This is a genomic window from Pseudoalteromonas mucoides, assembly GCF_049257175.1.
Lineage (GTDB): Bacteria > Pseudomonadota > Gammaproteobacteria > Enterobacterales > Alteromonadaceae > Pseudoalteromonas.
Genome location: NZ_JBMMUC010000001.1, coordinates 257863 through 279423 on the forward strand (window position 1 = coordinate 257863; position 21561 = coordinate 279423).

Genomic DNA, 21561 nt, shown 5'->3' on the forward strand with positions numbered 1-21561 from the left:
CATGATTTGAATAATCATGCTTTTTTTTGTCTGAATTTCAATCAAAATGATGCCTTAATGAAATATTTAGATAAAAAATGCATATTTCGACCATCGTCGTAGCTAAATGTGTTTCTTTTTATATACAGATGTTGCTAGGATGTTCCCAAGGCGTTATTTAACTTTAAAGTGCAAATTTTTAAATAACGAACCAAACAATAATTTTAAATCAACTTGCCAGTGCTGCAATCCACTAGCAAGGATGAATTACAGGGTCGAACACACATGACAACACTTCGTTTTAGCTCTATCGCAGTAGCCGTTGGCTTCGCGTTTACTGCACCATCAATATTGGCGCAAGAGGCGCAAATACAAGCCGATAAAAATATTGAACAAATATCAGTTTTAGGATCTCGGGTATCAAACCGTACCGTGACAGAATCATCTTCACCCATAGATTTAATTGATGCCGATACATTAAATAAAGGCGGCTTTACTGAGCTTGGCCAAAGTTTGCAAGCGACAGCACCTTCGTTTAACTTTTCTCGCACTCAAGTATCAGATGGCTCGGATCTGTTCCGCCCTGCGACATTACGAGGGTTACAACCCGATCAAACCTTGGTTTTAGTAAATGGAAAACGCCGCCATAATCAATCAATTTTTGGCCTTGTGGGCACCGTGGGAGCAGGGGCTGCAGGTACTGATATGAATGCCATTCCATTATCTGCATTAAATGGTGTTGAAGTATTACGTGATGGTGCCGCTGCGCGTTATGGTTCAGATGCAATTGCGGGTGTGATCAACCTTTCATTAAATGACTCAACTGGCATTACCACAGGCTATGTGCAAATGGGCAGCACGGCAGAAGGGGATGGTGATACGGTATCAATGGGTTTAAATCGCGGTTTTGATTTAGGCGATGAGGGCGGGTTTATTAATTTATCCCTTGAATATCGCGATGCCGATGGTACTAACCGAGCAGAACGAGATATTGGTGGTTCATTAGATGTGCCATTTGGCACCTTATCTGAGGATGTGCGTTGGGGCCAAGGTAACTCAGCTAGTGAATTTACCTCATTATTTTATAATATGTCTTTGCCGATAGGTGACACCGAGTTGTACTCGTTTGGTGGTTATTCTGAGCGAACGGCACTGGGTAATGGCTTTTACCGTAATTTTGATGCTGCGGCAAAAAATGTAACGCAAATATACAGTGATGGTTTTTTACCGCGTATTTATAATGAAGCTGAGGATATTTCATTAGCAGTAGGAGTTAAAGGGGAGATCAATCCTGATTGGGGATACGATGTATCCACAGTTTATGGTGAAAACCAATATGACTTTACTTCACGTAATACGTTAAATGCCTCTTATGCCGCTGAGTATGTATTTAATAATCCTGATGCCAGTGACGCCGACATTGCGGCTAACTCTGGCCCTAATGGTGGATATTCAGGTGGTTTCCGTTTTGATCAAACCACAGTCAATGCCGATATTAATGGCATTATTGATATTGGTCGCAGTGAACCTATTTATTTGTCATTCGGCGCTGAATACCGTGAAGAAAATTACCAAATCGTGCCGGGTGATGAAGCATCTTATGCGTGCGGTTTAGCGAATATGGATACATCATATCCAGCAGTAAATGATGCGAGTCAATTTGCTGAGTGCGGCTTTCAAGCTTACAACGGTTTACGCCCTGAGGCGTCTAATAAACAAAGCCGCGATAGCTTTGCTTTTTATGCTGATGCAGAAACCATGATCACCGATGCGTGGAATATTAGCGCAGCAATTCGCTACGAAGATTTTTCGGATGCGGGAGATGATTTAATTGGTAAATTAGCTTCTCGTTTTGAGTTTACCGATGACTTCTCAATTCGGGGAGCAGTATCTACAGGCTTTAGAGCTCCGTCACTACAACAAAGTGCTTATACGGCTTACACCACAAACTTAGGTGCAGGTGGCGTACTTGAGCAATCATTTATTGCGACTGCTGGCTCTGATTTTCCCGCAGCATTGGGTGTTGAAAGCTTAGAGCTAGAAAGTTCTGAAAATATAAGTTTTGGCTTTGTTTATGATGTTAGTAGTGAGTTATCACTTACTGTTGATTTTTATCATACTGCGATTAAAGACCGTATTACACTTGGCAGCTTCTTATCAGCCAGTGATGTGGCGTTTAGCCCTGAAGCTGTTATAGCACTTGAGCAAACGGGTGCTGATCAAGCGGCGTATTTTTCAAACTCTGTGGATTCAACCACCAAAGGCGTGGACATTATTGCTTCATACCGCACCGATTTATATGACGGTAATTTTTCAGCGACCTTTGCGGGTAACTTAAACAAAACTGAAATTGATAATGTAAATGCCCCTAAAGGTATCCCCGAAAGTATTGCCCTTGATGATATCCAACGTAGTTTTTTAACTGATGGTCAACCAGGGGAGCGTGGTACGTTAACGTTTGATTATGATCGTGATGCAATGAGTGCCATGCTGCGCTTTAACTACTTTGGCAAAACAGATGTGAAGTACTTTGGTAATGATCACATTGGTTTACCTGATGAGTTATCGCCAACGGGAGAGTTTAAAGATACGAGCGTTGTTGAATCGGCTGTATTAGTTGATGTGAACTTTGGTTATGAATTAAGTGAATCCCTTACCTTGAACGTGGGCGTAGATAATTTATTTGATGTAACGCCTGATGAGTTAGGCCAAGATGAAGCACTTGATTTTATAACTAATCAAGCATTTAAATACCCTGTAAGAGCACTACCGTATGGTTTTGATGGTATGACTTATTATGCAAAAGTAAGTTTTAGCTTTTAATCATTAACTTTCACATCGCAAACCTTGAATGAGAATTAATATCAGTATAGTCTATTGGTAATTATTCTTATTTAAGGTTTGCTTATGTTTAAATCTCTCTTCTTATTTGGCTCTTTAGTGTTCTCGTATGCTGCGAGTGCGAGTTGTGATCTGAGCATTTCTGCAAATGATGCAATGCAATTTTCGAGTAAATCACTCGAAGTAGATAAAAGTTGTAAAAGCGTTAAATTAACGCTCACTCATACAGGCCAATTACCAATTAATATTATGGGCCATAACTGGGTATTAAGTGCCAGTGCAGACGTTAAGGATGTTGCCATTGCAGGCATGCAAGCCGGTGTTGATAACAGTTATGTTCCAACAAACGACCCAAGAGTTTTAGCCGTAACAAACGTTGTGGGCGGCGGTGAGTCAACGACGATTGAGTTTTCAATTGAGCAATTAAGTGCTGAGCAATCTTATAAATTCTTTTGTTCTTTTCCTGGCCATTTTGCTGTGATGCAAGGAGACTTCAAACTAATTTAAGCTGAAAAAAATTAGTAAAAGTTAGTTGCAAATAAGCTATTTACCCCTACAATCCGCAGCAAGCACGATGAGCGTGCTTGTTATCTATTTATTATTTTTTATTTATAAAACTGGAAGCGTTATGAAGAAACAACAACGAGGCAAACAGCCTCAAAATAACTCGGTAGATATCGGTCGTGGTGTTATCCGTGATAATGCATTAGCGGCATTAGTTACCTCTAAAATATTTAAACCACAAATTGTTAAAGCTAAAAAAGGCAAAGGGTCATATCAACGTAACAATAAACATGTAGGACGAGAGTCCTATTTAATCGCCGCTTAAAATAGTTGTGATCAAATAGTACTTTCAACAATAACAAAAATTGAAATCGGCTTAGACAATCTTTTTCTAAGCCGGTTTTTTTGGTTATATATCCTACAATAATTCTTCTTTTTGTTCAGCTAACTCACTTTACGTCCCCGTAAAGGTGGCTACACACCTTGAAAATACCCGCTCTTCAGGGTTAACACCTTGTTAACTGCGCGTTCATTTTTAATGTGCGAAATTACCTGTTCTTTATACAAGATGATTTTTAAATAGTATTAAAGTACCTCTATTTTTATTTTTAATAGTCTTTTTGTGTTATTTGTTTGCCGTTATTGACCTTATTATTTTATCGTTTTTGTTGACGTATATGTAAGTTGTGTTAGTTTTGGTGATAGTTGTAAATCAAATGTTATTTATTAACCCCTGGGCGGAGGAGCAAATGAGCTCACGTAATATAATAAAAAATGCCTTCAAACTAAGTGCCTTATCACTTAGTGCGATAGGCTTAAGTGCACATGCAGCTGTAGATTGTAGTGCATTAACAACCTGGCAAGCAGGTCAAACCCATACAGGAGGAAGCCAAGTTCAAGCGCAAGGTAATGCGTATGAAGCAAAGTGGTGGACACAATCAAATCCTGTTGAAAATGCTGGTCAATGGCAAGAATGGAAAAAATTGGGCGTTTGTGACAGCGCTGTCACAGACAATGGAATCCCAACAGTTAGTGCTTTAGCACCGGCAGATGGTTCTCAATTTACTGATAAAGACAGCGTTGTCATATCGGCGCAAGCAACAGACCTTGATGGATCAGTTATCAGTGTTGAATTTTTTGTAGATGGCACTTCGATTGCTGTTGATAATACTGCACCGTTTAGCACAAGCTGGGACGCTGTTGCTGGAACTCATCAAATCAGTGCGGTGGCGACTGATGACAAAGGTGCACAGTCTGTTGAGTTTATTAACACGGTAAGTGTGACTGATGCGGTGATTGTTGATCCTGTTAATCAAGCGCCTGTGGCATCAATTTCATTTAGCACATTACCTGATCAACTTATTGTTGGCTCCCAAGTGGTATTTGCACTGTCAGGGAGTGATAGCGATGGACAAGTAACAGCATTAAACTTTGCTGCAAATGGGGTGGATGTTCATCAAGCGAGCTCTGCATCAAGTAGTTATGCATGGCAAGCAACGGCGTTAGGCCAAGCAACGTTTACGTTGACGGTAACTGATAATGAAGGTGCGACAGCGCAAACGACCAAAGTATTGACTGTTGTTGAAGAAAATGCTGGCCCTATTACTGGCACTGACTGTCGCCCGCAGGGGTTGTATCAAACACCGGGTGTGAATACTCCTTACTGTACAGTGTATGATGCTGATGGTCGTGAGATCATGGGTGTTGATCATCCGCGTCGTGTTATTGGTTACTTCACTAGCTGGAGAAATGGCGCAAATGGTCAACCAAGCTACTTAGTAAATGATATCCCATGGGATAAAATTACCCATATCAACTATGCATTTGCTCATGTTGATGCCAACAACAAAGTGTCAATTGGCGACCCAAATTCTGCAAATAACCCGGCGACCAATATGGAATGGCCTGGTGTGGTTGGCGCAGAAATGGACCCTGAATTTGCCTATAAAGGTCACTTCAATCTATTAAATAAGTATAAAAAACAACATCCGCATGTAAAAACCTTGGTATCTGTGGGCGGTTGGGCTGAAACCGGTGGTTATTTTGATGATACTGGCCGTGTAGAAAGTGGTGGCTTTTATACCATGACAACCAATGCTGATGGCTCAGTAAACCACGCTGGTATTAATGCATTTGCCAAGAGCTCGGTTGAGTTTATAGAAAAGTATGGCTTTGACGGTGTTGATATCGATTATGAGTACCCGTCTTCAATGAATGATTCAGGTCACCCTGATGATTTTCCTATCTCAAATGCACGTCGTGCAGGTTTGAATGCATCGTATCAAGTATTGATGAAAAAGTTGCGTGAAGAATTAGATATTGCTGGTGAAGCTGCTGGTAAACACTATTTACTCACGATTGCTTCTCCGTCATCAGGTTATTTACTCCGTGGCATGGAAACATTCCAAACAGTTAAATACCTCGATTATGTAAATATCATGTCTTATGACTTACACGGTGCGTGGAACTCACATGTTGGCCACAATGCCGCTTTGTTTGATACTGGCTTAGATTCAGAGCTTGCTCAGTGGAATGTATACGGTACTAAAGAGTTTGAAGGTATTGGCTATCTGAACACTGATTGGGCGGTACGTTATTTCCGCGGTGCTATGTCTGCAGGGCGTATTAATATTGGTTTACCGTATTATACCCGTGGCTTTAAAGACGTAAATGGTGGTACGAATGGTTTGTGGGGCCAAGCTGCATTACCTAACCAAGCTGATTGTGCTAAAGGCACTGGTGTGGGTGAAAAGAACAAATGCGGTAATGGTGCTGTAGGTATCGACAATTTATGGCATGACAAAAATGATGTTGGTGAAGAAATGGCTGCAGGTTCTAACCCATTATGGCATGTGAAGAACCTTGAAAATGGCATTGTAGGTTCGTACCTAGGCGTATATGGCTTAACACCAGAGACAGACGTTAATGATCAGCTAACAGGTACTTATACACGTCATTATGACAGCGTTGCCGTTGCTCCTTGGTTATGGAATGCCGATAAAAAAGTATTCTTATCAATTGAAGATGAAGAGTCGATGGCGACTAAGGTTGATTACGTTATTAACAACGGTCTTGGCGGTATTATGTTCTGGGAATTAGCAGGGGATTTTGATTATGACTCAGCTAAAGGCGAATACTTCATGGGTTCGACTTTGACTTCACTTGCGTATGACAAGTTTAATCAAAGTGGCGTAGCGTATGACGTACACGGCGGTAACCCTAACTTTACTGTGCCGGCTGAAGCGGTTGATGTAACGTTTGTAGCGAAAGACTTCCCAGTTGGTGATGATAACTATCCAATTAGTCCAACGTTTGCGTTTACAAATAACTCAAGCCTTGATTTAAGCGGTGCGAAAATCTCGTTTGATGTGCCTGTTTCAACGTCGGCTATTTTTAAATCTAACTGGAATGCACAAGAAAAACTGGGCATGGCAGTGGAAGTAAATGGTTCAAATGCAGCGGGTAATAATATTGGTGGTTACGAGAACGAGTTCCACCGTTTTTCTATCACACTGAACAATGAGTGGGGTGGTCAACCGAAGGACTTTAGTGCAGGTGCAACGGTTAATGCACAAGTGATGTACTACATGCCAATTACTGGTCCAAGCAACTTCACTATTGAAAAAGATGGCAAAGTGTACGCTTTCAAAGCGGAATACCCAATGCTTCCAGATGCTACGCTAGGTAATGGCGGTGGTGACACCGGCGGCGGTACAGGTGGAGATACCTCTGGTACGTGTGAAGGTGTAGCAATCGCTGATATTGCGGTTTATCCAAACTTTCCGCAAACAGATTGGGCGGGCAATCCAAGCCATGCTACAGGCGGTGACTTAATGGTTCATAACAATGGCGTTTATAAGGCCAAGTGGTGGACAAGTTCTGAGCCAGGTACAACGGCTGATTGGACTAAAAGTTGTAGTCTGTAATTTATAGCAATAAGGGGTAAGCATGTACTTGCCCCACATTGCGTCTTTAAAGGACAAAACAATGACATCAATTAAATTAAACACACTTTCATTATCGGCAGTAGCAAGCACTGTGTTGCTAGTTATTATGCCAACCAACGTGCAAGCGCATGGTTATATGGATAGTCCAAAAGCGCGCCAAGCGTTTTGCCAAGCGGATGGCGGCTACTGGTGGCCAGAAGATGGCACGAATATTCCTAATTTAGCGTGCCGTGCAGCATTTTTAGAATCAGGTACTGTGCAGTTTGTACAAGACATTGAGTTTTCGGCTAATGTTCCTGACTACCTCAATCAAACGGCGGTAGAAACTACAGTGCCAAATGGATCGTTATGTGCCGGTGGTGACAATGCGAAACGGGGTATGGATTTACCGTCAGCTCATTGGCAGCGCAGTGATGTAGTGCCCAATGCCAATGGTGATATTCAAATTCGTTACCTTGCAGCAACGCCACATAACCCAAGCTTTTGGCAGTTTTACTTAACCAAACCTAGCTTTAATGCGGCAACAGACGTATTAACTTGGGCTGATCTTGAGTTAGTGCAAGAGCACAGTAATATCGAGGTTATTAAAGACACCGATGGTAAACGTTATTACAAAATGAGTGTCGCTATTCCTCAAGGTAGAAGTGGTGATGCTATTTTATATAGTCGCTGGCAACGCGATGATATAGTGGGAGAAGGCTTTTATAATTGTAGTGATATCAATATCGTCAGTGATGCCGGACCAACCGACCCTAATGTATGGACCAGTGTTGGCTACTTTGTTCGCCAAGGACAAGATGCTATTGCGGGTGATACTGTTTGGGCACGTTTATTTGATGAAACCGGCCAAGAGGTTATAAATCAGCAGCTTAGAATTAGTGCCGATAACCAAGCGAATTGGCAACAAGTACTGGCTGATAAGCTAAACCTTGATTATGCCCATTTAGTGCAAGTTGGGGTACAAAACCAAGCCGGTGATGTGCACTTTAATGCCAGTGATGTGCTCACTAATCAAGTGTACAGCAGTAATGAAAATTACAGTTATACCTTAAGCGTACAGAGTGCGCCTAGTAACACTGCACCTATTGTTCATACACCTGACGATTTAATTGTAGATGAAAACACCAATACAGCGGTGCACCTACATGCGTTTGATGATGAGCAAAGTGAATTAACTTACACCTGGTCAGTGCCTGCACCATTGAGTTTTACCGGTGGCGATGCAAACATCAACTTAACCTCGCCTGAGGTATCAGCAACTACTGACTACACCGTTTCGGTGTCGGTATCTGATGGTCAATTAATTACTCAAATCAGCTTTAAGGTTACCGTTAATGATACTAGCGTGGTAGATCCAGTCGATCCTGTTGATCCGACAGTGCCTGCATGGGACAGCACAACAGTTTACAACGCCAATGACAAAGTAAGTTTTGCTGGCATTGTGTATATCGCTAAATGGTGGAACCAAGATCAGCAACCTGACAGTTCTAATGCGTGGGAGTCTCAATCACAACCAGAAACATCGGTTACTTGGAATAGCGGTAAAGCCTATCAAGGTGATGCAGAAGTAACGTATCAAGGACAGCGCTATCGCGCTAAATGGTGGACTCAGGGTGATACGCCTGGACAAGCCAATGTATGGACTCAGCTTTAACTAAAAACCTAAGTTTTGTAGTTCAAACTTATTAAATAATTACATTAATAATGGATAAGAGAGAAATATGAATATTAAACAATTAAGTGCAGCTATTGGTGTTGCTTTATTTGCAGGTGCTGCAACGGCAGCGCCTTCAACCCCTAGCATTAGCTGGGAGCCACAACAATATTCATTTGTTGAAGTGGACCTTGAAGGGAATGGTTCATATAAGCAACTCGTTACCCGTGTAGAGCAAGTAAACATAAGCATAAAATGGAGTGCGTGGAGTGGTGACGGTGGCGACAGCTACAAAGTTTACTTTGATGACATGCTTGTTAATGAAGGTGCACTGAGTACAGGTTCTAAGACTGGCACTATTTCATTCCCGTATGATAAAGCGGGTCGTCACACTATGTATGTTGAATTATGTGAAGGCGGTACAACGTGTGCACGTAGTGCAGGTAAACCAATTGTAATTGCCGATACGGATGGCGGACATTTAGCGCCACTCCCTATGGATGTTGATCCTAATAACCGCGATATTGGTACTAAAGAAGGCTTAGTAACGGGTGCTTATTTTGTTGAGTGGGGTATTTACGATCGTGATTACGATGTAACGAATATGCCTGCTCAAAACCTGAGCCATATTTTATACGGCTTTATTCCAATTTGTGGTGAGAACGCATCGTTAACAGGTGGCCCTAAACGTGCATTAGAAACTGCGTGTGCAGGCTCTGCTGATTATGAAGTGGTTATTCACGACCCATGGGCTGCTGTGCAAAAGGCACTGCCTGGTGTTGATGCAAAAGACCCAATCCGTGGTACTTACTCGCAGTTAATGGCTCTCAAACAGCGTTATCCAGATCTAAAAATCCTACCTTCAGTAGGTGGTTGGACATTATCAGACCCATTTGGTGGTTTTACCAATAAAGCAAACCGCGATACGTTTGTTGCGTCAATGGAAGAGTTTTTAAGAACGTGGAAGTTTTATGACGGTGTTGATATTGACTGGGAATTCCCAGGTGGTGACGGCCCTAACCCAGATATCGGCGACCCAATTAATGATGGCCCTGCGTATGTTGCGCTAATGCAAGAGCTACGTGCCATGCTAGATAAGCTTGAAGCTGAAACTGGCCGTACGTATGAGTTAACCTCAGCAATTGGTGCTGGTTACGACAAAATTGAAGATGTTGATTATCAAGCTGCTAGTCAGTATATGGATTACATTTTCGCCATGACTTATGATTTTTATGGCGCATGGAGTAACGTAACAGGTCACCAAACCGCACTTTACTGTGGTGAGCACATGAGCGCGGGTCAATGTAATGGTACTGGCCTTGACGAAAATGGCGAGCCGCGTAAAGGGCCAGCTTACACGACTGATAACGCAGTACAGCTATTACTAGCGCAAAATGTACCGTCGAAGAAAATTGTTGTTGGTGCCGCTATGTATGGCCGTGGTTGGGAAGGTGTTTATCCACAAAATGCCACAATTGATGGTAACCCAATGACAGCGCCGGGTAATGGCAAATTAACAGGTTCAACTGCACAAGGTGTGTGGGAAGACGGTGTTATCGATTATAAAGGCGTTAAAGCCCACATGATTGGTGCTGCTGGCACAGGTATCAATGGTTTTGAAGTGGGTTACGACAGCCAAGCTCAAGCTGCTTATGTTTGGAACCGCTCTACTGGTAAATTGATTACTTACGATAGCCCAGAGTCAGTTATTGCTAAAGGTGCTTATGTAAAACAGCATAACCTAGGCGGCTTGTTTGCATGGGAAATTGATGCTGATAACGGTGATATTTTAAATGCGATGCATGACGGTTTAGGTGGCGTGGTTAACCCGCCAAGTAATAAAAAGCCTGTGCTTTCAGTTTCAAGCACAGTATCGGTTAACTCGGGTGAAAGTGTTACCGTTACAGCATCGGCAACGGATGCTGACAACGACCCGTTAAGCTTTAGCTGGACTGCCGACAGCGCGCTTACTCTTTCAGGTCAAAATACAGCTTCAGTTGCTATTACAGCACCGGCAGTGACTGTAGATACGCAATATGTAGCAACGGTTGCAGTATCGGATGGTGAGGCTACAGTTAGCCGTGATGTTGTGGTGAATGTAATTGCACCAACGACAGGTGGTAACACAGCACCAAGCGTCGACGCTATTGCTGATGTTACGGTTGAAGAAGGCGCCACTGCCGCTGTTACAGTTGTAGCGAGCGATGCGCAAGATGATGCACTAACATACACTTGGACTGTGCCTGCTGGTTTAACACTGGTCGGAACGGGGGCTAACGTTAGCCTAGAAGCTGGTAATGTTGATGCAGATACAAGCCTGACGGTATCTGTAGCAGTAAGCGATGATGAGTTTACAACCACTCAAAGTTTTACAGTCACAGTAACAAACACAGATACAACTGTGCCGCCGACTGGTAGCTGGGATGAAAACGCTGTATACGTAAGTGGCGATGTAGTTACTTATAATGGTGTTGAGTACAAAGCGAAATGGTGGACTCAAGGTAACCGTCCTGATTTAGGCGGTGTGTGGGAAGCAGCAACTCAGCCTGTAGATGATACTGGCAGTGTTGTATGGCAATCATCAGCTGTTTATAACAGTGGTGATGAAGTTTCTCATAATGGCAATAAATACCAAGCTAAGTGGTGGACTCAAGGAAATGTGCCTGGCTCAGCTGACGTATGGAAATTACTTTAATGTAAATGCTGCTTAGCCTACTTCTAGGCAGCTATTTAAAGTACCTTTACCCATTCAAAGCAGCTTTTTAGCTGCTTTTTTTGTGTTTCAAGCAGTATGTTCCATACTGTAGTTATTAGATAAAAGTAATGGATAAGCATTATTAAATACGTGTACTTGCTGTTAATACTATTTAGCGCACTGAATGTTGCTTGTGATAAAACTCTCAAAGTAGGGGTAGGTCAACCATGGCCGCCTTTTGTCGTTATTAATAACAGTAACTTTAGCGGTATTGATATAGAAATAACGCGTAAAGTATTAGCTGAAGCTGGGTATTGCGCTGAATTTATAGCACTTCCCTCGTCAATTCGTGGCTTAGCAGAGCTTGAAAAAGGCACCGTTGATGTGTTACCTGCGGCAAGCTTTAGTAAGCAAAGAGCGCAGTATAGCCACTTTTCGTTGGCGTATCGAAAAGAGCGAATGCGATTATTTTGGTATGAAGACAGTGAGCTGGCTGAGTTGGATTTAGCTAACTTGATGGCTGATAAAAAAACCTTTGTGATCAATAGCGGCGGCTTTTATGGTGAGGAGTTTGAGCAGCTAAGTAACCAACCAAATCTCCGTGATTTAATTGTGCCTGTAAAAATGATTAACCAACGCCTATATATGCTGCAAGCCAAGCGGGTTGATTTTATGATAGACGACGAGTTGTCTGGCTTATATATGATAGCTAAAGAGCAAATTAAAGGTATTACATTACACCCTTATGTTGTGCATGATAATCCGATTCATTTTATGTATAGCAATAAAACGGTCAGTACAGCACAAAGTCAGAAAATAGATGATGCAATAGTAAAACTTCAAGGGGAAATAACTCATATCGTCAGTGACTATACTCATTGACTCGGTTGTTTAGCGACTAACCGAGTCGCGTGACTTGCACTTTAATTTTCCCTGCATTTGCACCGTAAAATCGCATTAGATCATTAGCAAAAGGAGTAAACTCACCGGAGTGTACAATTTTAAACTCACCGCCATCGGCAATCTCAAAAGCGTTATCATCACTGCGATTTATGGCGCCAATAAGTGCAAACCACTGAGCATGAGGGAGGCGGCGAAATGGTTCTAACAACGTCATTGGAATTTCTTTAACTCCGAGTTGCACATCGTCTCTATTCCAGCCAAAAGAGGTGCACTTTACGCCATCATCGTACCAGTATTGTTCAGGGTAAGGAGTAAAACGATAAGTCGCACCTTGCTCAAGCATAAGCCCTGTTGAGTTATATTGCTCAGCTGCAAATATAACCACGTCTTGGCTTTTTCCAATTTGTAAGACCGACATGTTCTGATTTAGCAGCGCGATATGAGCACTGAGGCCAGTAAAGTCGAGCGTACTCTTATCAGCATAGATTAATTGATAAGTCAGGCTTTTTAATGATTCAGGTCGATAGCTGGTAAGGTTATGAACTCGTGTGGCAACACTATGATGTATTAGAGGCTTAATATCACTTTGTTCTTCATCAACTAACACACAGCACTGACGATCAACCAGTTTGAAAAAAGGATTAAACCAAAAGTAATTTTGCTGGTGGCTTAATGCAAGTGGATCTGGGGTGACTGTCATATCATCTTGCGCAATAAGCGCTTGGTGATCACTTGGGAATAGTGATTGGTAATCAATCTGTGCACTTGTGACAAAGGAGATAGAGAAAGGCTGCTCCAGTAGCCATTCAATTGCAAAGCGCAGGCATATATCGGCTAAGCCATCACGGTAATACCCACCTCCAATATCCGAGTGAGCGCCAGCAAACCAAAGCTCTAATACATTAGACTGGTGATTCATTAAAGTCGGTTCAAAGGCACGTCGCTTTTCATCTAAGGCAACACAATGCAAAGCGTTTTCTACGTTACTCGAAATAGTATGGTTTTCGAAAATAACATGCTCGGCCCCACGGGTTGCTTTGGTTACTTTTGACAGACCAATGGATGCAACCGTATCAAACACACACAGGTAAACACTGTCACTTACAAAAGGCTCTAAACATTTTGCAAACCGCCTGGCAAGGGCCGCTCCACGGCTAAACCCTGTTAGTAAAATAGTATCTCCAGCTTGGTAATACGCTTTAAAATCTCTGAAGGCATGATTTAAAATACTGGCTACATCATCATCTCGTGGTGCAAGGGATTGATTCAATAAACGCTTTAAACGGCTTCCCTTAGTACCAATGCCTTGAAAGTAGAAACTGAGCTGGTTGCCAAAGCGGGTAGTGGGTTCGTTATTTAAAGTGCCACCGAGGAAAAGGTGTAGCTTAAGGATATTTGAAATACTGGCGTCTTCTTTAAAGTGATCAGAACTAAATTGCTCTGCATCACGAGGCTCGTTGCCCGTGCCATCAAAGTTGAAAATCAGCGTTTTAGCCGTCATAGCATCATTCCTTATGTGGTTTATATCACTTTACACAGTAAATATTAAAAATTAAAGACAGCCTTTAAAGTTTAACTTATAAGCCGCGTTTTCAGGAATTTTTATTATGAAGACACCCAACCAAGTTTACTGCCTGAATCAACTTAATTGACACCCATCCTAAATTAGAATTCAAATCATATATTGATGCATTATATATACACTAATGTGCAGCTTGGATAATGGCACATTACATTTGTAGTATCGGTATTAATGTCTAGAATTTTTATGAAGACACCCAGCCAAGTTAATTGAACTTAATTGACACCCATCCTAAATTAGAATTCAAATCATATATTGATGCATTAGATATACACTAATGTGCAGCTTGGATAATGGCACATTACATTTGCAGTATCGGTATTAATGTCTAGTATTAATAAGGGAACGATATTTCGAGGTATTTATGGCTACAGCAAGGCACCGACAAATAAGTTTAGTTGACACTCGCTATTACCACTGTGTTTCTCGCTGTGTGAGAAGAGCTTACCTATGTGGCATAGATAAATACACTGGGCAATCATATGAACATCGTAGAAAGTGGGTCGAAGATAAATTGATTTCGTTGGCCTCTATGTTTTTTATTGACGTTTGTGCATATGCAGTCATGAGTAACCACACGCATATGGTATTGCATGTTGATAATAAAAAGGCTGAGCGCTTAAATGACAGAGCAATCGCCATACGCTGGCATAAAATTTTTAAAGGATCAGAGCTTACCCGGCGTTTTGCGAAAGGAGATACATTGTCACCTAGTGAATTAGAGATTACTCTAGGATTTACAAAGCAGTATCGAGCAAGATTAATGGATATTAGCTGGTTCATGCGTTCGTTGAACGAGTTTATTGCACGCAAGGCTAATAAAGAAGACAACTGCAAAGGAAGGTTTTGGGAAGGTCGTTTTAAATCACAAGCCCTACTTGATGAACCAGCATTAATCGCGTGCATGGCATATGTAGATTTAAACCCTGTGCGTGCTGGTGTTGCAAATTCTCCGGAAACCTCGGATTTTACCAGTGTAAAAAGTCGAATTTTCTCAGCCTCAAATGGTAAGCAGCCTCAGTTTTTATTACGCTTTTCAGGAATGACCTCGGCACAGGTGGCTAAAGGGTTGCCTTTTGAATTGACTTCATATTTAACTTTAGTTGAAGCGACAGGCCGATGTTTACGAGCTGATAAAAAAGGCTATATATCTAATAATCTTACTCCAATACTTGAACGATTAAATTTAACGGCTGAAAATTGGTTAAAACTCACAAGTAAGTTTACAACCGTTTTCCATGGGCCTGTTGGAAGAGCTGAATCGTTGAGTTTATTTTGTGAACACCAGCATTTTAAACGCCGTTCCAATCTTACTAATTGTGAAAAGTTATTGGCGTAACTTTTGTTGCTTTCCCCTAATAATGTCTGTTTTATCTACATTGGTTAAAGAAGCCTCTAAAGTTTACTTCTGTCTTACCTATAATCACGTTACTAAATTTTATCGAAAATTATAAATATGTTGAGCTTGTGATATTCTTATTTGGAGAGGTAATCGTCATATTTTTTAAGTGGGTGTTTTTTTATTTTCGTCTTTCTTCTTTCGTATCCAGTTTAAAGTGGATGTCCATTTATTATTTAAAATATAAATTGCTGCTAATTTACAACGTTAGCTTGAAAAGTGAAGCGAATGCTTCACTTAAAAATAGTTACTTATTAATGCAGTTTCATTTTTGGCCTTACGACACGTAGTACTTTTTCGCTTATCCATAGCGCAAACGTTTTAGCACTACCATGTATGGCGCGTTGGTGCATTCTATACAACGAAATATACATAAAACGTGCTATTCGCCCCTCAATAAAAAAGCTGCTGCTAGTCAGATTACCCATCAAGCTGCCTACAGTGCTATAGCGCGACAAATTAACTAATGAGCCATGATCGTTATACTCAAATTTATTGAGTGGTTGTTGGCGTAGTGTCGCGATGATGTTCTTTTCAACACATTGCGCCATTTGGTGTGCTGATTGCGCGCGCGGAGGTACAAGTTTTCCATCTTCTTGGGTAAATGCACAGCAATCGCCAAGCACATAAATGCTTTCATCAGTACTGCTTTGTAGGTAATCATTAACCTTGATTTGGTTACTACGAGTAAGGTCAAAACTACCTAGCTCTTTTACAAAATCAGGGGCTTTAACACCGGCGGCCCACACCATAATATCGGCATCAATGTGTTCATCGTCTTGTGTTATAAACCCTGTTGCTGCCGCTTGTTTTACCTGGGTTTCTTCGCGCACAGTGACACCTAATTTTAATAATTCACGCTTAGCTGAGATGGCTATTCGTTCAGGTAGGGCTGGTAATATTCTTGGTCCAGCTTCAATTAAGTGGATATGCAAGCGTTTTGCAGACATATTAGTAAGCCCGTAAAGCTTGAGTAGATCAGATACATGATATAGCTCAGCAGAGAGTTCGACCCCTGTTGCTCCACCGCCAACTATGGCTATATCTAATGCATGCTGTGGGTCATCATCTTGATGTAGGCGAGTAAAGTTATCAAGTAATGCGTGTTGAAAGCGCTCTGCTTGTTGGTTTGAATCAAGATAAAAACAATGATCTTTAATACCTGGAGTATTGAAATCATTACTTACACTGCCTATTGCAATGACTAAGTAATCATAATGCACTGTGCGCTGAGGTAATATCTGATGACCAAGCTCATCATTGAACGCGCTTAGGGTAATGGTTTTATTGGTATTATTTAGGCCACAAAAAGTGCCGAGTTGAAAATTATAATGATGCTTTGCAGCATGAGCAGAGTAAACAACACCATCTAAATCAGCGTCAATAGAACCTGTAGCCACTTCATGAAGTAGTGGTTTCCAAATATGAGTGCGGTTTTTATCAATTAGTAAAATATCTGCGTGTTTTTTCTTCCCTAGTTTGTGTCCTAATTGTGTTGCTAGCTCTAAGCCGCCAGCGCCACCACCGATAATCACGATTTTAGGATGTGTTGTTATCATTACGTTGCCCTCAAAAAGTAGAATACCTAAATAGTCTGGGCAAACTACTTAGGTATAGCGCCCATCAGGGCAATACCTTGGCAACAACTTTATTGTGCGCCTTTTATCCTTATTTGTCAGTAATAAAGACAAAGAAATCAAGCTGCAAAAAAGGTAACATGGCAGTTTATTAAATTTACGGCTATTATTTCCTTTATTAGGGAATTTAATGCAAAGGAATAACATGACGGCTTTAATTACTTCGCTTGAGCAACATTTTGGCTTTAATCAATTTCGGCCAGGTCAACAACAAACCATAGAGCAATTGTTAGATAACCAATCATCACTGGCCATTTTTCCTACAGGCTCAGGTAAGTCTTTGTGTTATCAATTAACAGCACTTCATTTACCTAATCTTACCTTGGTTGTTTCGCCATTATTAGCTTTGATGAAAGATCAAATTAGCTTTCTGAATAAAAAAGGGATTTACGCCGCGAGCCTTGATTCGAGCCAAACCAGTGAGCAAAGTCATACCATTATGAGTGATGTACGCTCAGGTAAAGTGAAAATCTTAATGGTGTCTGTAGAGCGGTTTAAGAACGAACGATTTCGTGAGTTTATTAATCAAGTAGCTATTTCAATGCTGGTAGTCGACGAAGCGCACTGTATTTCAGAGTGGGGCCATAATTTTAGACCTGACTATTTAAAGCTGCCTAGATACCGGGAAGAGCTCAATATCCCGCTGGTTTTATTATTAACTGCCACAGCTACAAAAAAAGTAAAGCGTGACATGAGTGAGCGTTTTGCAATTAGCCCTGAGTGTATTGTCCAAACTGGGTTTTATCGTAGTAATTTAGATTTAAGTGTGTTGAGTGTAAAAAGTGCAGAAAAAGATAACACCTTAGCTAATATAGTACGTGAACAACAAGGGCCTGGTATTGTTTATGTGACGCTACAGCACACGGCTGAACAAGTTGCTGACACACTAAGCCGCCAAGGCTTACAAGCTGTAGCCTATCATGCAGGGCTTGAAGATACCTTACGCTATGGTATTCAAGATGACTTTATGGCAGGTAAAATTAATGTAGTTGTGGCGACCATTGCTTTTGGCATGGGGGTTGATAAATCGAATATTCGCTTTGTTATTCATTACGATCTACCAAAATCAATAGAAAATTACAGCCAAGAGATTGGCCGAGCAGGGCGTGATGGTCAGCCATCAAACTGCTATACCTTAGCTAATCTAGATGGTTTAAATACTGTTGAAAACTTTGTATATGGTGATACGCCAGAGCTCAGCGGGATAACACATGTAATAAATGATATTCGCCAACATAATAGTGATCACCAAAGTGGTAGCAGACAATGGGAAATGCAAGAGTACAGCCTATCAAGCGATAGTAATATTCGCCAGCTTGCACTTAAAACCTTATTAGTACAGCTTGAAATGCAAGGTGCTATAACGCCTTTATATGCATATTATGCTGATTTTAAATATAAGTTTTTGGTGGATAAAACTCAGCTTCTTGGCCATTTTGACGCTGACAGACAAGCATTTTTGAACTTGGTATTTAGCCATACCCAATTTAAAAAAATATGGGGAACACTAAATTTTGATACCCTTACTCAAGCGGCTCAAGTTGATAGAAAGCGCGTGGTTGCAGCGCTTGATTACTTAGCAGAAAAAAATCTCATAGCCCTTGAAACCAAACGTATCACGCAAGTTTATGAAGTTCATAACGAGGTTATTAATAAATCAGACCTAGCACAGCAGCTCCATAATTACTTTGTAGATAAAGAGCAAGCTGAGATAAAACGTATTGCAGCCTTGATCCGCTTTTTTGAACTAAATAGCTGCTTAAGCTATAACCTTGCTCGTTATTTTGACGATGCCCAAGCTCCTGAGCAATGCGGTCATTGCTCAGTGTGTAGAGGGCAAGCTGTTAAGCTTGAATACTCACAAACTCATAATTTTGCAGCGGATGAGGTTATCTACCAAAAGGTTGATGAATTACAGAGTCACCTAATGAGTAAAGGTATTGAAAATGTGGGTGTTGAAACGCAGTGCCGTTTTTTAGCGGGGATGAGTGTGCCATTATTTGCGCGTAATAAAGTGCGCCAACTTAGTGGATTTGGCTTGTGCGAACTGCAGCGCTACAGTGAAATAAAAGCGAAATTACTGGCACGATAAACTCACTCAGGTATCCTAGAGGCTTATTCTTAAAAGTAAGCCTCTATGCCTCACATTGTTAATCCTGAACAAATACCTGTCACAGAGATCACCGCTTCAACTGAGGCAATTACATGCAGCAATTGCCAAGCATGCTGCTGCCAGTTAGAAGTACAAATACTTACTGATACTGGCGTGCCGTTTCATTATATTGATTATGATAAATGGGGCAGCGAAGTGATGAAACGTGCCGATGACGGTTGGTGCCAAGCCCTCGATCGCAATACTTTAATGTGCTCAATTTACGAAAACCGTCCGCTTATCTGTCGCGAATTTGAAATGGCATCAGACGAATGCATCACCGAACGAGATATCGCTGGGATTTAAGCTGATACGGTACGAAGTACACTTTTGTTAATTGGAGTGGGTGTCTGTGTTATTACTATGGCCTCTAGACTCAACGTGAATTGATAAAACCCCTTAAATAACAGCCACCACAGGTGCTGATTTTTTATGGGTGTCTTCGTTGTTTTTTATATTCCGCGAATTTGAAATAGCATTTAGTAAATGTATCACAAAGTTTAAACTTACTAGGATCGAAGCCCTACATTTAAAGTTTAATTTCTGAATTAAATAATTGGGTGTCTTCGTTGTTGAGGGCTAAAAAAGGCACTGTTTAAGGTGCCATAAATTATAGTATGTGGGTTAGCAGGAGCTTTACACTTTAATTAACTTTAAAGTAATTTATAAATTGTTTTAATGTTTTAGAAAGTCCAGCTAGTGCAACGGCTTCTTGCGCATTATTTTTTAGTGACACACTGGTCTCTAAAGACATTTTTGCTATTTCTTCCACGCCATTGCTAATCTCAGTCACGGTTGCCACTTGATTTGATGTAGCTTCAACTATTTCAACGACATTATTAAGAGAATCATTCGCTTGTTGCTGAATTTCATTTAATAATTGGTTTGCTTCATTCGTTAAAGTTAAACCGTTTTCAACTTGCGGAACAGTTGTTTCCATTGCTTTTACAGATGCTTGTGTATTTTCTTGTACCTGCGTAATCATTTTTTCTATATCGCCTGTTGCATCTCCAGTACGTTGCGCAAGTTGCCTTACCTCGTCAGCAACAACGGCAAACCCACGACCAGACTCTCCAGCTCTTGCAGCTTCAATTGCAGCGTTTAATGCTAACAAGTTAGTTTGATCTGATATGCTGCGGATCACACTTAAAATATCGCCAATGTGTTTAACATGCTCCTGAAGTACATTTACTTGATTAACCGTTGCTTTAACTGTAACTGATATTTGCTCTATTTCTGTAGCGACTTTATTAACAGCAATGCTGCCTTGTTGTGATAATTGAGCTGTTACTTTTGAATTATCTTCTGTTTGTCTCACTGAGTCAGCAACAGACCGAATACTGGTACTCATCTGTTCAAGGTTTGATACCGCTGAATTAGTATAATCAACCTGCGCATCAGCAGCTTCTAGGGCTTGTTGAGACCCTGATGCCACACTTGCTGAGTGAGTTGATAACTCATCTGATGAATCAATAATACTATCAACAATAGATTTTAGTTTAGTTTGCATTAGCGCGACAGATGCCATCATACTATTTGGACAACATGAGTCTATTGTTGTGGTGAGATCCCCCTGCGCAATCTTTGCAATTAACTGTGCTGCTTCTTGTGGTTCCCCACCAACAGAATCGCGGATACGTAAACTAATCACATACGCTACACTTGCCCCGATGATCACTGCTAGTGCTGTGAGTATAATCATCCATAATTCAAAGGAACTGGCTACATCGCGAGTTTCTTGTGTGGTTATTTGGTTTGTTTGCTCTTGCAAGTTTATAAATTGGTTTATTACATCCAACCACTGAGTAAATGCAGGTCTTGCATCGCTTAGTAATACACGAGAGGCTTCGTTTATATTGCCGGCACTTTTAGCATCAATGATTTTCTCAATGTAAGGTAATGTACGCTGTTCTATTTGATTGATTTTTTCTATTAAATCTCGTTCTTTATTACTCATCTGAGGCGTTAATTTTGCCATCGCAAGACTTGAAGTTTGATAAAAAGAATCAAGTTCTCGGATAGTATTAAGTACGCCTATTAAGTCGTTTTGATTATTAATCAAAACCACGTCGCGCACAGCTATAGCCCTGTCGTGAACACTGCCTCTAAAGTTAATTGCGTAACGTTGTTTTACTGAATTTACATCAGTAATATGAGTAATATTAGAATTGATAAGACTTACTCTAGATATCCCAATGACAGTTAAAATCAACATCATAGATAGTATTAGACCAAAGCCGGTAGCTAAACGCATGTTTATTGTCATTA

13 protein-coding genes are annotated in these 21561 nt (G+C 41.0%); 10 read left to right on the top strand and 3 right to left on the bottom strand.

Annotation, left to right across the window (positions count from 1 at the left end):
- Nucleotides 1–264 precede the first annotated feature (264 nt).
- The 7 genes from AAEU30_RS01075 to AAEU30_RS01105 all read left to right on the top strand — a co-directional run bounded on the left by AAEU30_RS01075 (nt 265) and on the right by AAEU30_RS01105 (nt 12502).
- Entirely contained in the window at nt 265–2802 is a 2538-nt protein-coding gene (locus tag AAEU30_RS01075; protein WP_421958898.1) for a TonB-dependent receptor plug domain-containing protein, read from the top strand.
- A gap of 84 nt (nt 2803–2886) precedes the next feature.
- Entirely contained in the window at nt 2887–3327 is a 441-nt protein-coding gene (gene azu, locus AAEU30_RS01080; protein WP_421958899.1) for an azurin, read from the top strand.
- Between the two features lie 121 nt (nt 3328–3448).
- Nucleotides 3449–3649: an alternative ribosome-rescue factor A gene (locus tag AAEU30_RS01085; RefSeq protein WP_421958900.1), complete on the top strand. Its 201-nt coding sequence runs from the start codon at nt 3449–3451 to the stop codon at nt 3647–3649.
- 424 nt (nt 3650–4073) lie between these two features.
- Nucleotides 4074–7250: a glycosyl hydrolase family 18 protein gene (locus AAEU30_RS01090; protein WP_421958901.1), complete on the top strand. Its 3177-nt coding sequence runs from the start codon at nt 4074–4076 to the stop codon at nt 7248–7250.
- 61 nt (nt 7251–7311) lie between these two features.
- Nucleotides 7312–8925 carry a lytic polysaccharide monooxygenase gene (locus AAEU30_RS01095; protein WP_421958902.1) on the top strand — a complete coding sequence of 538 codons (1614 nt, stop codon included), beginning with the start codon at nt 7312–7314 and terminating at the stop codon, nt 8923–8925.
- A gap of 67 nt (nt 8926–8992) precedes the next feature.
- Complete coding sequence (locus AAEU30_RS01100; protein WP_421958903.1) at nt 8993–11620, top strand: glycosyl hydrolase family 18 protein; 2628 nt, start codon at nt 8993–8995, stop codon at nt 11618–11620.
- A gap of 156 nt (nt 11621–11776) precedes the next feature.
- A complete protein-coding gene (locus tag AAEU30_RS01105; protein WP_421958904.1) occupies nt 11777–12502 on the top strand; it encodes a substrate-binding periplasmic protein in 726 nt (241 codons plus the stop codon).
- Nucleotides 12503–12518: 16 nt separating this feature from the next.
- On the opposite strand, the gene AAEU30_RS01110 is transcribed toward AAEU30_RS01105, so the two are convergent.
- Nucleotides 12519–14024 (bottom strand): phospholipase effector Tle1 domain-containing protein, encoded by a 1506-nt coding sequence (locus tag AAEU30_RS01110; RefSeq protein ID WP_421958905.1) that lies wholly within the window; start codon nt 14022–14024, stop codon nt 12519–12521.
- A gap of 445 nt (nt 14025–14469) precedes the next feature.
- Here AAEU30_RS01110 and AAEU30_RS01115 point away from each other — a divergent pair, with 445 nt between their 5' ends.
- A complete protein-coding gene (locus AAEU30_RS01115) occupies nt 14470–15444 on the top strand; it encodes a transposase (protein ID WP_421958906.1) in 975 nt (324 codons plus the stop codon).
- A 314-nt stretch (nt 15445–15758) separates the two neighbouring features.
- Here AAEU30_RS01115 and AAEU30_RS01120 read toward each other — a convergent pair whose 3' ends face one another.
- The gene (locus AAEU30_RS01120; RefSeq protein ID WP_421958907.1) at nt 15759–17063 is read right to left on the bottom strand and encodes an NAD(P)/FAD-dependent oxidoreductase; all 1305 of its coding nucleotides are present in this window, start codon (nt 17061–17063) and stop codon (nt 15759–15761) included.
- A gap of 223 nt (nt 17064–17286) precedes the next feature.
- Between AAEU30_RS01120 and AAEU30_RS01125 the strand changes: the two genes are divergently transcribed.
- Nucleotides 17287–19233 (top strand): RecQ family ATP-dependent DNA helicase, encoded by a 1947-nt coding sequence (locus AAEU30_RS01125; protein ID WP_421958908.1) that lies wholly within the window; start codon nt 17287–17289, stop codon nt 19231–19233.
- A gap of 45 nt (nt 19234–19278) precedes the next feature.
- The gene (locus AAEU30_RS01130; protein ID WP_087534574.1) at nt 19279–19599 is read left to right on the top strand and encodes a YkgJ family cysteine cluster protein; all 321 of its coding nucleotides are present in this window, start codon (nt 19279–19281) and stop codon (nt 19597–19599) included.
- Nucleotides 19600–19936: 337 nt separating this feature from the next.
- On the opposite strand, the gene AAEU30_RS01135 is transcribed toward AAEU30_RS01130, so the two are convergent.
- Nucleotides 19937–21559, bottom strand: a complete 1623-nt coding sequence (locus AAEU30_RS01135) for a methyl-accepting chemotaxis protein (protein WP_421958909.1) — start codon at nt 21557–21559, stop codon at nt 19937–19939.
- Nucleotides 21560–21561 lie beyond the last annotated feature (2 nt).